Source organism: Paenalcaligenes sp. DL 463, assembly GCF_057475185.1.
In genome coordinates, this window is the sequence record NZ_JBYBKX010000001.1 from 1,523,160 (window position 1) to 1,536,448 (window position 13,289).

At 48.8% G+C, this 13,289-nt stretch carries 13 protein-coding genes; 11 read left to right on the plus strand and 2 right to left on the minus strand.

The genetic code is table 11. The features are described 5' to 3' along the window. Nucleotides 1-105 precede the first annotated feature (105 nt). The 10 genes from leuC to AC2UZI_RS07150 all read left to right on the plus strand — a co-directional run bounded on the left by leuC (nt 106) and on the right by AC2UZI_RS07150 (nt 10,863). Nucleotides 106-1,509, plus strand: coding sequence for a 3-isopropylmalate dehydratase large subunit (gene leuC, locus AC2UZI_RS07105; RefSeq protein ID WP_486943110.1), 1,404 nt, complete (start codon nt 106-108; stop codon nt 1,507-1,509). 9 nt (nt 1,510-1,518) lie between these two features. Further along, entirely contained in the window at nt 1,519-2,169 is a 651-nt protein-coding gene (gene leuD, locus AC2UZI_RS07110) for a 3-isopropylmalate dehydratase small subunit (protein WP_486943111.1), read from the plus strand. A 97-nt stretch (nt 2,170-2,266) separates the two neighbouring features. After that, a complete protein-coding gene (leuB, locus tag AC2UZI_RS07115; protein ID WP_486943112.1) occupies nt 2,267-3,343 on the plus strand; it encodes a 3-isopropylmalate dehydrogenase in 1,077 nt (358 codons plus the stop codon). A 37-nt stretch (nt 3,344-3,380) separates the two neighbouring features. Next, entirely contained in the window at nt 3,381-4,502 is a 1,122-nt protein-coding gene (gene asd, locus AC2UZI_RS07120; protein WP_486943113.1) for an aspartate-semialdehyde dehydrogenase, read from the plus strand. Beyond that, nucleotides 4,503-5,909, plus strand: a complete 1,407-nt coding sequence (locus tag AC2UZI_RS07125; RefSeq protein ID WP_486943114.1) for a type IV pilus assembly protein FimV — start codon at nt 4,503-4,505, stop codon at nt 5,907-5,909. 20 nt (nt 5,910-5,929) lie between these two features. Next, entirely contained in the window at nt 5,930-6,745 is an 816-nt protein-coding gene (truA, locus tag AC2UZI_RS07130; protein WP_486943115.1) for a tRNA pseudouridine(38-40) synthase TruA, read from the plus strand. Nucleotides 6,746-6,881: 136 nt separating this feature from the next. Then, nucleotides 6,882-7,523: a TRAP transporter small permease subunit gene (locus AC2UZI_RS07135; protein ID WP_486943116.1), complete on the plus strand. Its 642-nt coding sequence runs from the start codon at nt 6,882-6,884 to the stop codon at nt 7,521-7,523. Further along, nucleotides 7,520-9,202 (plus strand): TRAP transporter large permease, encoded by a 1,683-nt coding sequence (locus AC2UZI_RS07140; protein ID WP_486943117.1) that lies wholly within the window; start codon nt 7,520-7,522, stop codon nt 9,200-9,202. The genes AC2UZI_RS07135 and AC2UZI_RS07140 overlap by 4 nt, the downstream gene beginning before the upstream one ends. 99 nt (nt 9,203-9,301) lie before the next feature. Then, nucleotides 9,302-9,958 carry a phosphoribosylanthranilate isomerase gene (locus AC2UZI_RS07145; protein ID WP_486943118.1) on the plus strand — a complete coding sequence of 219 codons (657 nt, stop codon included), beginning with the start codon at nt 9,302-9,304 and terminating at the stop codon, nt 9,956-9,958. Nucleotides 9,959-10,041: 83 nt separating this feature from the next. Next, a complete protein-coding gene (locus AC2UZI_RS07150; protein WP_486943119.1) occupies nt 10,042-10,863 on the plus strand; it encodes a TlpA family protein disulfide reductase in 822 nt (273 codons plus the stop codon). A 14-nt stretch (nt 10,864-10,877) separates the two neighbouring features. On the opposite strand, the gene AC2UZI_RS07155 is transcribed toward AC2UZI_RS07150, so the two are convergent. Beyond that, on the minus strand, nt 10,878-11,879 hold the full coding sequence (locus AC2UZI_RS07155; protein WP_486943120.1) for a bile acid:sodium symporter family protein: 1,002 nt from the start codon (nt 11,877-11,879) through the stop codon (nt 10,878-10,880). 8 nt (nt 11,880-11,887) lie between these two features. Further along, nucleotides 11,888-12,604 (minus strand): glutamine amidotransferase, encoded by a 717-nt coding sequence (locus AC2UZI_RS07160; protein ID WP_486943121.1) that lies wholly within the window; start codon nt 12,602-12,604, stop codon nt 11,888-11,890. Between the two features lie 202 nt (nt 12,605-12,806). Here AC2UZI_RS07160 and AC2UZI_RS07165 point away from each other — a divergent pair, with 202 nt between their 5' ends. Continuing rightward, nucleotides 12,807-13,289, plus strand: a complete 483-nt coding sequence (locus AC2UZI_RS07165) for a YajQ family cyclic di-GMP-binding protein (protein WP_486943122.1) — start codon at nt 12,807-12,809, stop codon at nt 13,287-13,289.

A 13,289-nucleotide genomic window follows, 5' to 3' on the forward strand; every position in this document is an offset into this window, starting at 1 on the left:
GGTACTAGTATAGATACTGGTCTTGTTTGAAGTTTAGTGACTGGCATAATAAGAATTATCGATAGTAAATCACGCTTACCGCTATGTTTTTAAAGAGAATACACCATGGCAAAAACCTTATATGACAAGTTGTTTGATGCACACGTGGTGCATCAAGAGTCGGATGGTACCTGTTTACTGTACATAGACAGACACCTTTTGCACGAAGTGACCAGCCCCCAAGCTTTCGAAGGGCTGCAGCTGGCGGGTCGTAAACCATGGCGTATCAGTGCAAATTTGGCTGTTGCCGACCATAACGTGCCGACCACTTCTCGAGCAGCGGGCATTGAAGATCCTATTTCAAAACTGCAGGTTGATACGCTAGATAGCAACTGCGATACCTTCAATATCACGCAGTTTAAAATGAATGACTTACGCCAAGGGATCGTGCACATCATTGGTCCAGAACAAGGTGCTACGTTGCCTGGGATGACCGTTGTGTGCGGCGACTCACACACCAGTACGCATGGTGCCGTGGGGGCGTTAGCTTTTGGTATCGGAACCTCTGAAGTCGAGCACGTACTCGCTACACAGACCTTGTTGATGAAAAAGAACAAGAGCATGTTGATCGAGATCGACGGTAAATTGCCGTTTGGGTGCACAGCGAAAGACCTCATACTGTATGTAATCGGAAAGATCGGTACCGCTGGTGGAACCGGTTACGCCATCGAATTTGGTGGTTCTGCTGTTCGTGATCTCAGCATGGAAGGGCGCATGACCGTCTGTAATATGGCGATTGAAGCCGGAGCGCGTTCTGGAATGGTGGCGGTAGATCAGAAAACCATTGATTACTTCGTGGGTCGTCCTTATGCGCCCAAAGGCGAAGCCTGGGATCAGGCGGTGGAATACTGGAAAACGCTGCATTCAGATGAGGGCGCAAGCTTCGACGAGGTGATTCGTTTTAACGCGGCTGATATCACACCTCAAGTCACGTGGGGCACCTCACCCGAGATGGTATTACCGATTGATGCACGTGTCCCCGATCCTGATAAAGAAAAAGACAGCGGTCGTCGCGACGGTATGATTCGTGCGCTAGAGTACATGGGACTTAATCCTAATCAGGAATTAAGCGATATTCGTATTGATCGTGTCTTTATTGGCTCCTGTACCAATGCGCGTATTGAAGATTTACGTGCAGCGGCTCACGTGGCACGTGGACGAAAAGTGGCATCTAATGTCATACAGGCTATGGTTGTACCCGGTTCTGGCTTAGTAAAAATGCAGGCAGAGCGCGAAGGTTTAGATAAGATTTTTATCGAGGCGGGCTTCGAGTGGCGTGAGCCCGGATGCTCCATGTGTCTGGCTATGAATGCAGATCGCCTTGAGCCCGGAGAACGTTGTGCATCAACGTCAAACCGAAATTTTGAAGGTCGCCAGGGGCAAGGTGGTCGTACTCATTTAGTCAGCCCAGCCATGGCCGCTGCCGCAGCAGTAGCGGGTCATTTCACCGACGTACGTAACTATAGCTAGGAGCCATTAATGCAAGCCTTTACTACACATACGGGTTTAGTTGCCCCTTTAGATAGGGAAAACGTCGACACTGACTTGATCATCCCTAAGCAGTTTTTAAAATCCATTAAACGCAGTGGTTTCGGGCCTAACTTGTTTGACGAGTTACGTTATTTGGACCACGGTGAGCCGGGGATGGATAACAGCAAGCGACCCTTAAATCCTGATTTTGTGCTTAATCAGCCCCGTTATCAGGGTGCCTCTGTGCTTTTAGCCCGCAAGAATTTTGGTTGTGGCTCTAGCCGAGAACACGCGCCATGGGCGTTGTTGCAATATGGTTTTAGAGCGATTATTGCGCCTTCTTTTGCTGATATTTTTTATAATAATAGTTTTAAAAATGGGTTGTTACCCATCACGTTAAGTGAGCTAGAAGTGGCTCGTTTATTTGATGAGGTACGCGGTTTTCCAAATTACGAATTACGCATTGATTTAGCGCAACAGCTTATTAGCACACCAGAAGGTCGTGAAATCCACTTTGAGATGGAGCCGTTTCGTAAAGAGACCTTATTGAAAGGCTTAGACGAAATTGGTCAAACCTTAGAAAAATCGGATTTGATTCGCCAATTCGAGGCTGAGCGATTGATGCGTCACCCATGGTTGGTAGGGTCAGCTAAAGGCTAGATTTCATACAGTGAGCGCGGGCGGACAGAGCCCGCGTTTTTATTTCTTTTATGTTCATGCCGTACTGATTGCGGCTTGAATTTTTGTTGATACGATTATGACTACACAAATTGCAGTATTACCCGGTGACGGTATTGGACCAGAAATTACGGAACAAGCCGTACGCGTTTTACGTTCTCTAGACTTAGACTTAACATTGGTCAACGCGAATGTAGGCGGCGCTGCCTACGACTCGCACGGCCACCCTTTGCCACCAGAAACCTTAGCGCTTGCAAAATCCTCTGCAGCCGTGTTGTTTGGTGCGGTAGGTGATTGGAAGTACGACAACTTGGCTCGCGAGTTTCGTCCAGAGCAAGCGATTTTAGGCTTACGTAAAGCGCTCGGTTTATTCGCCAATTTCCGTCCTGCGATTTTGTACCCGCAGTTGGCAAATGCCTCATCGCTAAAACCGGAAATTGTGTCGGGCCTTGATATTTTGATTCTGCGTGAACTCACTGGCGATATTTATTTCGGTCAGCCGCGTGGCGTGCGAACCGTAGAAGAGGGGCCTTTTGCAGGGCAGAAGCAAGCCTTTGATACCATGCACTATGCAGAAAGCGAAATTCGACGCATTGCGCACATCGGCTTTCAGGCTGCACAAAAACGCAGTCGAAAACTGTGTAGTGTTGATAAGGCAAACGTGCTTGAGACATCGCAGTTCTGGCGTGACATCATGATTGATGTATCGAGCGAGTATCCCGATGTCGAGCTAAGCCATATGTACATTGATAATGCGGCGATGCAGTTGGTGCGGGCACCTAAAGAATTTGACGTCATCGTAACGGGTAACTTGTTCGGTGACATACTTTCCGACGAGGCCGCCATGTTGACGGGGTCTATCGGTATGTTGCCTTCCGCTTCGCTTAATGCGTCGAATCAGGGGCTTTACGAGCCTAGCCATGGTTCAGCACCTGATATCGCAGGTCAAAATAAGGCCAATCCTTTAGCCACTATTTTGTCGGCAGCGATGTTGTTACGTTACTCCCTGAACGAGAATGCGCTTGCATTACGCGTGGAAAATGCGGTGCAATCGGTATTAGAACAAGGGTTGCGCACGTCAGATATCCATCAGCCGGGTACACAATTGGTGGGTACAAGTGAAATGGGCGACGCGGTCATTAAGGCATTAAACTAAAGGTAGCCAGTTTTTAAATTTATTTCAGGTGATTTTCATGACAAAAGCGGTAGGCTTAGTCGGATGGCGAGGTATGGTTGGCTCAGTGCTCATGCAACGCATGCGCGATGAGAACGATTTTTCATTGTTTGAGCCCGTGTTCTTCTCTACCAGTAATGCGGGTGGAGCGGCTCCGAAGTGGGCAGAAGGCGCAGGCCCCTTACAAAATGCGTTCGATATTGAAAGTTTGAAGAAACTTCCAATTATCGTCAGTGCGCAAGGCGGGGATTACACCAGCGAGGTCTATCCTAAGCTTCGTGCAGCTGGGTGGGATGGCTTGTGGATTGACGCCGCAAGCACGCTACGTATGGATGAAGACTCCATCATTGTTCTCGATCCTATTAATCGCGATGTGATTGATGCAGGATTGGCTAAAGGCGTAAAGCAGTTTATTGGTGGTAACTGCACGGTAAGTTGCATGTTGATGGGCTTGGGTGGCTTGTTTAAGCATGACCTGATCGACTGGATGACCTCCATGACCTATCAAGCCGCGTCGGGCGGTGGGGCGCAGCACATGCGTGAGCTCTTGACGCAGTTTGGTGATCTTAACGAGGCGGTTAAACCGCTGTTAGACGATCCGGCTTCTGCTATTTTAGAGATTGATCGTGGCGTTTTAGCCAAGCAACAAGACCCTAACTTGGGTCAGCAGCATTTTGGTGTGCCTCTTGGTGGTAGTCTCATTCCCTGGATCGACTCTGATTTGGGTGATGGAATGTCCAGAGAGGAATGGAAAGGCGGAGCAGAGACCAATAAGGTGTTGGGCCGCGATGCCAGCCGCTATGTTCCTGTTGATGGCCTTTGTGTGCGTATTGGTGCCATGCGCTCGCACAGCCAAGCGCTTACGATCAAGTTACGTCGTGATGTGCCTTTGGATGAAGTCAATCAAATCATTGCTGAAGGAACGCAATGGGCGAAGCTTATTCCCAACGAGCGTGAAGCCACTATGCAACACCTTACGCCTGTTGCGGTAACGGGTACGATGGATATTCCTGTTGGTCGCACACGCAAACTAGCAATGGGACCTGAGTATCTCAGCGCTTTCACAGTAGGGGACCAACTGTTGTGGGGTGCTGCAGAGCCTCTACGCAGGATGCTACGCATTGCACTCGGAGAGCTCTAAATGACTAAGCGCCGCCTTGGGGTGATGACTGTAAAAACGTCGTTGGCTGTATTTTTGGCGGCGCTTTCCGGGGCAGTCTCTGCTGTGGATATAGGCCATGCTCGGGTAGTTTCTGCGTCGAGCGAACCGCTACGTATTAGTGTACAACTGCGCAATGTAGACGACTTTTCAGCGTTGAAAGCGAGTATGGCGCCGCTAGCAAGTTGGGCGAATTACGCATTAACGCCTCCGCCAGAGATGTCCAGCTTGAAGATAGAGCTCGACCCGAAGACGTCACGCTTATTGATTCGAAGCGAGCACCCTAGCGATTCAAAAATAATAGATTTATTATTTGACGTTTCAAGTCCAAGTGGCGTGCAACGTCATCAAGTAAGTGTCTTAAACGCCTCAGCGTTAAGTTCGGTCAGTATTCCTGGCCAAGCACAGGACGAGTCGCCGTCGATAGCGGGTCCGGTATCAACAAACCAACAATCAGACCGGCCCGAGCCTGACGCTTCTGACGCCAGTGTGATGGTTAAGCGAGGGGATACCTTAAGTGCTATTGCCCGTCGTAACGCGTCTGCTGAATATACTGATTACCAATATATCGCAGCGCTTCATGCGTTAAATGAAAGCCGGTTCACGCACGGGAACATTAATTTTATTCAAGCTGGTGCACAGCTTCAACAACCAAGTCTTGATCAGATCTTGCAACACTCAGACCGAGACGCTCGCCGTTTCTTTGTGCAACAAGGGCAATGGTTTACGCAGTATAAGTCGCTCTTGGCTGCAGGTAACGCTCCGTCTTTCGCCGCAGAGCAAGCGACACAGGGGATAACAACTTCCTCTCAAGCGTCGTCGCCGACTGTTGAGCCTCAAGAGGACCGCTTGGAACTTGCTAACGTTGCTACAGATGGAACATCGTTTAGCGCTGATCAGGCAGTGTCCAATGCCGAGGCATTGGCCCACACTACGCAGCAGGTTTCCCAGTTAGAAGAAAACCTTAGTCATTTAAGTCGAGCGCTTCACGAGCAAGGTGAGGCAGCGAAAGATGCCTTGCTTGATGGTGCTAAAGAGCTAGGCGTAGATTTAGGGTCTCTTTCAACTTCGAACTCCACAACGAATCAGGCCAACGGCGCTGACTCTTCTATTAATAAACTCGCTGCTGCATCAAACGCATCAGTGGCCTCACCGACTACAGCAGGTAAAACAGTGTCTTGGATTCAAGAGCATATGCTCATGGTAATGTCGCTATTACTCGTCCTTTTAGTGGTATTAACTGTTTGGATATTACGCAGGGCTAACACGAGTCGGGGTGATATTGATTCGCCAGCACCCGTTAGTAGCGATATGGTCAGAGAAAAATTAGAAAAAATTAATCTTGATCTGGATGTACCTCCCTCTGATGAGCCGCCCAAGTCTTCTTAAGTTTTAAGGGTTGTAGCTTCATGACACGTATGGCGTTGGGGGTGTGTTACGACGGAAGTCCATGGCACGGCTGGCAAAGTCAGCCTAGCGGTAATACGATTCAGGATCAGTTGCAGCGGGCATTAAGTCAATTTTTAGCGCAGCCCACTTCAGTCATTTGCGCTGGGCGTACCGATACAGGCGTGCATGCCTTGAATCAAATTGTGCATCTGGATAGCACAGCGAATCGGACCATAGAGTCGTGGGTGAGAGGACTGAATGCACTCTTGCCACCCAGTATTTCGGTGCGCTGGGCACAGCCTGTTGACGACGAATTTCATGCTCGTTTTTCGGCATTAAAGCGCACTTATTTGTATGTGCTTAGGCTGGATCGTGTGCGTTCGCCGCTGCTTCACGCTAAGGTGGGTTGGGAGTATCGATCACTTGATGTAGCGGCAATGAAGCGGGCAGCGCAGTGCTTTGTAGGGCAACACGATTTCAGCAGTTTTAGGTCCTCTGAATGTCAGGCTAAAAGTCCGGTGCGTGATCTGAGCCTGTTGCATATAGATGAATATTCAGGGTTCTTGCTTTTTCAGTTCGAAGCTAACGCTTTTCTGCATCACATGATACGTAATCTGATGGGGGCTTTGCTGTACGTGGGATTGGGGCGAATGACTGTCGACGAGGTTGCTGATCTAATTTTGCGTAAAAATCGTCAGTTTGCGCCTCCCACCTATGCGCCCGATGGTTTGTATTTGGCTCAAGTGAACTACGACGTTAAGTATGGGCTGCCGGTGTACGAGCCTTTCGAGTTGTTGCAACAGCACTTAGGGCCTTGGGGCAGTAAAGGCGCGTAGAGCACTCATTTCGTGTGGGTTTACTACAGCATGCGTAGTGTAGGTGAATAGTATAAAATTGCAGCCTGAGCCTATATTGTCGGCTTTCATGGTGCCATCATTTCCGATCGCATCATTGTCTTGCGAATACTAATTTATGTCCTTTCTTTTACAACTATCGCGATTTATCGACTGGCTCAATAGCACTGTCGGTAAGACGGTGTCGTGGCTTACGTTACTGGTGGTCGTAGTCAGCGCTAGTAATGCCGTCATCCGAAAAATATTTAACAGTAGCTCTAATGCTTGGTTAGAACTGCAGTGGTATTTGTTTGGCGCCATTTTTTTGCTGGCTGCTGGCTACACCTTTTTATATAACGAGCATGTTCGCGTTGACGTGTTGGCTCAGCGCTTTTCTCGCCGGACCCAGGTTTATATCGATATTGCTGGGGTATTGCTGTTTTTACTACCTGCAGCGGTGCTTGTTTTTTGGTTGTCTCTGCCTTATTTTTGGCAGTCGTATGTCACTCACGAGCTGTCATCGAATACGGGCGGGTTAATTCGATGGCCTGTGAAACTATTGATACCGTTGGGCTTTGCGTTGCTGATTTTAGCTGGAGTGTCGCACGTTATTAAATCGGTGGGCTTTTTGATGGGCAAGTGTCCTGACCCCATTGCCAAGGGTAAAACCATCGAGTCCGAACTCGAGGTTGTTGACGACATCCGTCGATTAGCAGAAGAAAAAGAACAGCATCGTTTAGCGGCGATGCGTCAAAAAGAAAATAACAAGGGTCAATCATGACGGAGCTTCTCATCGCAAACTTGGCGCCCATCATGTTTGTGAACTTAATCGTTTTTTTACTGCTCGGTTTTCCGGTGGCATTTACGTTAGCGGCAACGGGCATTTTGTATGGTTTATTTGCGATTGAATTAAACCTAATGCAGCCCGCATTATTCCAAGCGTTACCCCAACGTATTTTTGGAATTGTGGCCAACGACACCTTGTTAGCTGTGCCGTTCTTTACCCTGATGGGGTTAATTCTAGAACGTTCGGGTATGGCTGAAGATCTACTCGATACTATCGGTCAGTTATTTGGACCCATCCGTGGTGGCTTAGCCATTGCAGTGGTGTTAGTGGGGGCTATGCTTGCCGCGACAACGGGTGTGATCTCTGCATCGGTTATTTCGATGGGGTTAATTTCTTTACCGATCATGTTGCGCTACGGTTACGACCGACGTTTGGCCAGTGGTGTCATCGCCGCTTCGGGAACCTTGTCACAGGTTATTCCACCTTCTATTGTCCTCATTATTCTTGCCGACCAACTTGGCAGATCAATTGGCGACATGTACAGAGGGGCCATGATACCGGGCTTGATCTTGGCCGGGTCCTATATTGCCTACGTGGTGATCTTGTCGTTGATTAAGCCTAAAAGTGCTCCCGCATTACCCGAAGAAGCGCGGGTATATATAGAACCTGACGGTAGCCGAGGCTTACGCTCGTTGCTAGTATTAACGGTGGTGGCAGCCATCGTTGCATATATTGGTGCAGGCTACTATTTTGGTGAGCAAGCCAATATTCCTGTCGATGAGCGTGTGGTAGTGCTGTTAATGATATGGGGGGCTACCGCGTTAATTTGTGCTTTGTTAAATAAGCACTTGAAGCTGGGGCTGTTGTCCCAAATTGCAGAGCGTGTCACCTTTGTCATGATCCCACCTCTGTTTCTTATTTTCCTTGTATTGGGAACTATTTTTATTGGTGTGGCCACCCCAACAGAAGGTGGAGCAATGGGAGCGGTAGGAGCCATACTGATGGCGGTGGGACGAGGCCGTTTGTCGTGGAAACTGCTGAATCAAGCCATGGTCTCCACCACGCGTTTGTCATGTTTTGTGGTCTTCATTTTGGTGGGCTCTACCATTTTCACCCTGAGCTTTAGGGGGATCGATGGGGATTTATGGGTTGAAAGCCTGCTAATAGATTTACCGGGTGGTGAGTGGGGCTTTCTGATTTTTGTTAGCGTTTTTACCTTTCTACTGGCGTTTTTCCTGGACTTCTTTGAGCTGGCCTTTATTATCGTGCCGTTGTTGGGCCCGATTGCCGATAAAATGGGAATAGACTTAATTTGGTTTGGCGTATTGTTAGCCGTTAATATGCAAACCTCGTTTATGCATCCTCCCTTTGGCTTCGCCTTGTTCTTTTTGCGCTCTGTTGCGCCGAAAGAAGATTACACCGATAAAGTGACAGGTCAGCGCATTGCAAAAGTCACCACTGGTGATATCTATTGGGGCTCGGTGCCTTTCATTGTGATTCAAGTGTTGATGGTCGCTGCCGTGATGCTTTTCCCCGGTATGGTCACGCACTATAAACAAGGGGTGGTTTTACTTGATGAGTCCAGCATTGAGTTTGGTACCGAGAACATCTATGGGGCTGACGCGTTTGGGGCAGACCCTTTTGGTGGCGACGCCGGAGCCGCCTTTCAGTAAATGATTGGCGTTGTTTGGTCTTAATGAATACCCCACAATACGAGTCCGTTTGTGGGGGTTCTTTTTTGTACCGTTTGAAATGATTAAACAGGAGTAAGCATGTCGTCTTTTAGCCGAGTTCGTGTCAAGTTATGTGGTTTTACTCAAGAAGCCGATGTGGATGTTGCTGTTCGTCTGGGTGCGGATGCCGTGGGGTTCGTGATGTACGAGCCCAGCAAACGTAATGTAAACATTGCGACGGCGGCACGACTTCGCCAACAGGTGCCTGCCTTTGTGTCTAGTGTTGCGTTGTTCGTGAATCCTACTTCTGAGTTTGTGCGCGAGGTAATCGAACGAGTACAGCCAGATTTGCTTCAGTTCCACGGCGATGAAAGTGTGAGTTTCTGCGAGTCGTTTCACCACCCGTACATTAAGGCATTCCGAGTGGGGGGGCCTGCCTCTGAAACGGCGGACCAAGTGCTAACCATGTGCTTGCCTTATCAGTCGGCAAAAGGGTGGTTATTTGACAGCTATAGCCCACAGTATGGGGGTACTGGCGTGCGCTTTGATCTGTCATTGCTCAGTGCGGTCGAACCGTACAGCCAACGTTGCGGCATTGCTATGATACTGGCAGGCGGGCTAGATGCCGAAAATGTTAAAGGCGCATTGAACGAAGTGGCTGCCTTTGCCGTTGATGTCAGCAGTGGGATCGAGTCGGCGCCAGGGCAAAAGCTAGCGTCTAAAATGCAGGCCTTTTTGCAGGCAGTACAGGCATAGGCACATCAGCAACGGGGCATTCGTATGCTTTTTATGCTGGATATCTCACAATAACGTATTGTTTTATCGCTTAAGGTGTAGAGATGACGACAGTGAGCATTGGGCCTTTTGTTTTTAATGCCACAGTGTTTTGGGCCTTTGCCTCGTTACTTGCGGCAGTCTTATTGGCCGCCTTTTACGAGAGACGTTATCAGACTCGTCTTGAAATCGTCGTTTGGCTTACCGCCTTTGTTGGGTTGCTCTTTGGCCGTTTAAGCTTTGTGATTCAATATTGGGATCACTATCGTCAACAGCCCATATCAATAATCGATATACGTGATGGCGGCTTAATTTGGCAATGGGTGTTGTTTGGCATGGCCGCTGTGCTCGCCATTGCGTTATGGCGATCCAGTCGTGTGCGCAAACGCGGTATTTTTGGGTGTTTACTTGCTGGTGCAGCAGTATGGGGGGCAGGGTTTGCTTATGTCCAGTTACAGCAAGAACCGTCGATGTCATTACCCAATCTAACGCTTACTGACCTAAACCTCGAGTCCGATCAGAGCGTAAACTTGAATGATTATCTCGGAAAACCCATTGTGCTGAATCTGTGGGCCACATGGTGCCCGCCATGTCGGCGCGAAATGCCCGTGTTACAAGCCGCACAAAGACAATATAGCGATGCACATTTTGTCTTCGCTAATCAACAAGAGTCTGATGCCGATGTGCTGAGTTATTTGGCGGCAGAGAACCTTGAATTACGCAACCTATTGCAGGATAAACGCGGCGAGCTTGCAGGGCTAGTCAACAGTAATGGGCTTCCGACGACGTTGTTTATCGACGCTTCTGGAACTATCAAGCAGGTGCGTATGGGTGAGGTGTCGTCGGCGAGTTTGGCCCATGAGTTAGAAAAAATCGGGGTTCGATAATTAACCGCCGATTATTACGCTTTCGCTTCTCTGGTTGCCATCGTCGTTGGTTTGGTTTGCAAGGCGTATCGGTTGGCGAGCACAGCGCATGCCATGAGCTGCACTTGATGGAAAATAATAAGCGGCAATAAGGCTGGCCCGATTGCGGCGCTGCTAAATAGTACTTGTGCCATGGGTACGCCTGTAGCCATGCTTTTTTTAGATCCGCAAAAGACAATGGTAATTTCGTCTTCGCGGTTAAAGCCTAAACGACGTGACAGTTGAGTCGTGGCGTACAGCATGACGGCCAGTAGAAGAAGGCAAATAGCGGTTAACAGCAACAGCGATGCAATGGGTACGGTTTGCCATAGTCCCCCAACCACAGAAGCACTAAAGGCTGTATAAACCACAAGTAAAATCGAGGTTTGATCCACGTTTCCTAGCCACTTTCGGTTGCGATCGATCCATTCCCCGATGAGTGGGCGCATGAGGTGCCCAACGACAAAGGGTAATAACAGCTGAATACTGATTTGGATCACAGCGTCTAAGGTATTGGCACTGCCGGGGTCTGCATCCAGCAATAACTTCAACAGTAAAGGGGTTAGGGCGATACCAATAAGGCTTGAAGCAGAGGCGCTACAAACGGCCGCCGGCACGTTTCCACGTGCGATCGAGGTAAACGCAATGGCGGATTGAACCGTACCTGGCAATACGCATAAATACAGCATCCCAACGTATAAAGGCCCCCCAAGTAAGGGTACGAGTATTGGCTTTGAAATCCAGCCTACGAGAGGGAATAAGACGAATGTGCAGGCAAACACAAGTAAGTGCAGCCGCCAGTGCATGATCCCCGCCAAAATGGCGGTTCGTGATAACTTGGCCCCGTGGAAGAAAAACAATGAGGCAATGGCGAGATTCGTAATCCATTCAAAGATTGTTGCGCCCACTCCCTGTGCGGGAAAAAAAGTGGCTGTGATCACAACAGCCATCAATATGAGCGTGAAGTTATCGAATAAAAGGCGTAGCTTAGCAATCATCGGAAGGGTTAACGGTAGGTTTCAATAAAATTATGTAAGATTTGACGCGCAATGGGCGTGTTTTTAAACTGCTCAAGGTGGTGCTCAGCGTCTAATTCTGACGCCATTTCAGGCGAGAGTCGTCCTATTAAACACGCTTGCATAATAGCGGGCGTAAACTCAGGATGAAACTGAACCGATAAGGCATGGAGGCCGTAGCGTAATATTTGGTGAGGATCCATTTTGCTAGACGCTAATACTTGGGTATTGGCTGGCAGTTTTAGCACCGCTTGCATGTGACTCAGATGCGCCAAAAAGGCGTCGTTCACGTGTGCCAGCAGAGGATCGTTTTTGGCCTCAGGGGTAGGATCGACACTGAAAGTGCCAAACTCGCGTCCTACTTGCAAATTGCCGACCACGCCGCCAAGGGCATGGGCCAGTAGTTGGTGGCCGTAGCAAATTCCTAAAATAGGCACCTGCTTAAGAAAAGCCTCTTTTAGCCAAACAGCGGTGCGCTCACTCCATGGTTCGCGGTCAGTGATCATGGCCCAAGAACCGCTAATCATGACTCCTTGATAGTCAGTTGGGTCTGGCAGCGGCGCCTCGGACTCCGCTACATTAACGCTAACGATTGGCACTTGATGGGCCATTTCTATAGCCTGTTTAAACCAGTCACTTTGATCCCCGACTCGCTGGGTGATGGCTTTGGGTGGCGTACCCGCTTGTATAAGTAAGAAAGCGCGCATGGCTGATATCTACGTCAAAATTACGATGGCCTGATTAAAATAGAAAGGTTTCGAGCGCTAAGTCTACACTGTGAACAGGGCTTGTGTTAGCAGAGGGACCAAGCGTTAGACTAAAAGCAATGTCGCATTGTGGTTGCTGGATTCCAGGGTTACACTTTGCGCGCCACTTTTTTCATCTGTACGGATTTATAAGGAAGTTACCATGCCTTCATTTGATGTTGTGTCTGAAGTCGATAAACATGAACTAAAAAACGCGGTTGATCAGGCTAACCGCGAGCTGGTTAATCGTTTTGACTTTAAGGGAACCAATGCTCGTTTCGAGTTAAATGAGTATGTGGTAACTCAGTTCGCGCCCAGCGTGTTTCAACTGGGCCAAATGTTACCTATTTTACGAGCACGTATGTCGGCACGTGAGATTGATGTTCGATGTCTGGATATCGCCGAGGCACAGGAAAACTTGGCGGAAGCCAGACAGGCTATTACGGTACGACAGGGTATCGATCAGCCAAACTCAAAAAAGCTCATTGCTGCATTAAAAGCCGCCAAAATTAAAGTTGAAGCCCAAATTAACGGTGATAAATTGCGAGTGACTGGTAAGAAGCGCGATGATCTACAGCAGGCTATTGCTCTGCTGCGTAAAACCGAGATAGAGCTTCCTTTGCAGTTTGAGAACTTTAGAGATTAA

Coding starts and splice junctions, on each gene's coding strand:
- leuC (WP_486943110.1), top strand. CDS start 106: ATGGCAAAAACCTTATATGACAAGTTGTTTGATGCACACGTGGTGCAT.
- leuD (WP_486943111.1), top strand. CDS start 1,519: ATGCAAGCCTTTACTACACATACGGGTTTAGTTGCCCCTTTAGATAGG.
- leuB (WP_486943112.1), top strand. CDS start 2,267: ATGACTACACAAATTGCAGTATTACCCGGTGACGGTATTGGACCAGAA.
- asd (WP_486943113.1), top strand. CDS start 3,381: ATGACAAAAGCGGTAGGCTTAGTCGGATGGCGAGGTATGGTTGGCTCA.
- AC2UZI_RS07125 (WP_486943114.1), top strand. CDS start 4,503: ATGACTAAGCGCCGCCTTGGGGTGATGACTGTAAAAACGTCGTTGGCT.
- truA (WP_486943115.1), top strand. CDS start 5,930: ATGACACGTATGGCGTTGGGGGTGTGTTACGACGGAAGTCCATGGCAC.
- AC2UZI_RS07135 (WP_486943116.1), top strand. CDS start 6,882: ATGTCCTTTCTTTTACAACTATCGCGATTTATCGACTGGCTCAATAGC.
- AC2UZI_RS07140 (WP_486943117.1), top strand. CDS start 7,520: ATGACGGAGCTTCTCATCGCAAACTTGGCGCCCATCATGTTTGTGAAC.
- AC2UZI_RS07145 (WP_486943118.1), top strand. CDS start 9,302: ATGTCGTCTTTTAGCCGAGTTCGTGTCAAGTTATGTGGTTTTACTCAA.
- AC2UZI_RS07150 (WP_486943119.1), top strand. CDS start 10,042: ATGACGACAGTGAGCATTGGGCCTTTTGTTTTTAATGCCACAGTGTTT.
- AC2UZI_RS07155 (WP_486943120.1), bottom strand. CDS start 11,879: ATGATTGCTAAGCTACGCCTTTTATTCGATAACTTCACGCTCATATTG.
- AC2UZI_RS07160 (WP_486943121.1), bottom strand. CDS start 12,604: ATGCGCGCTTTCTTACTTATACAAGCGGGTACGCCACCCAAAGCCATC.
- AC2UZI_RS07165 (WP_486943122.1), top strand. CDS start 12,807: ATGCCTTCATTTGATGTTGTGTCTGAAGTCGATAAACATGAACTAAAA.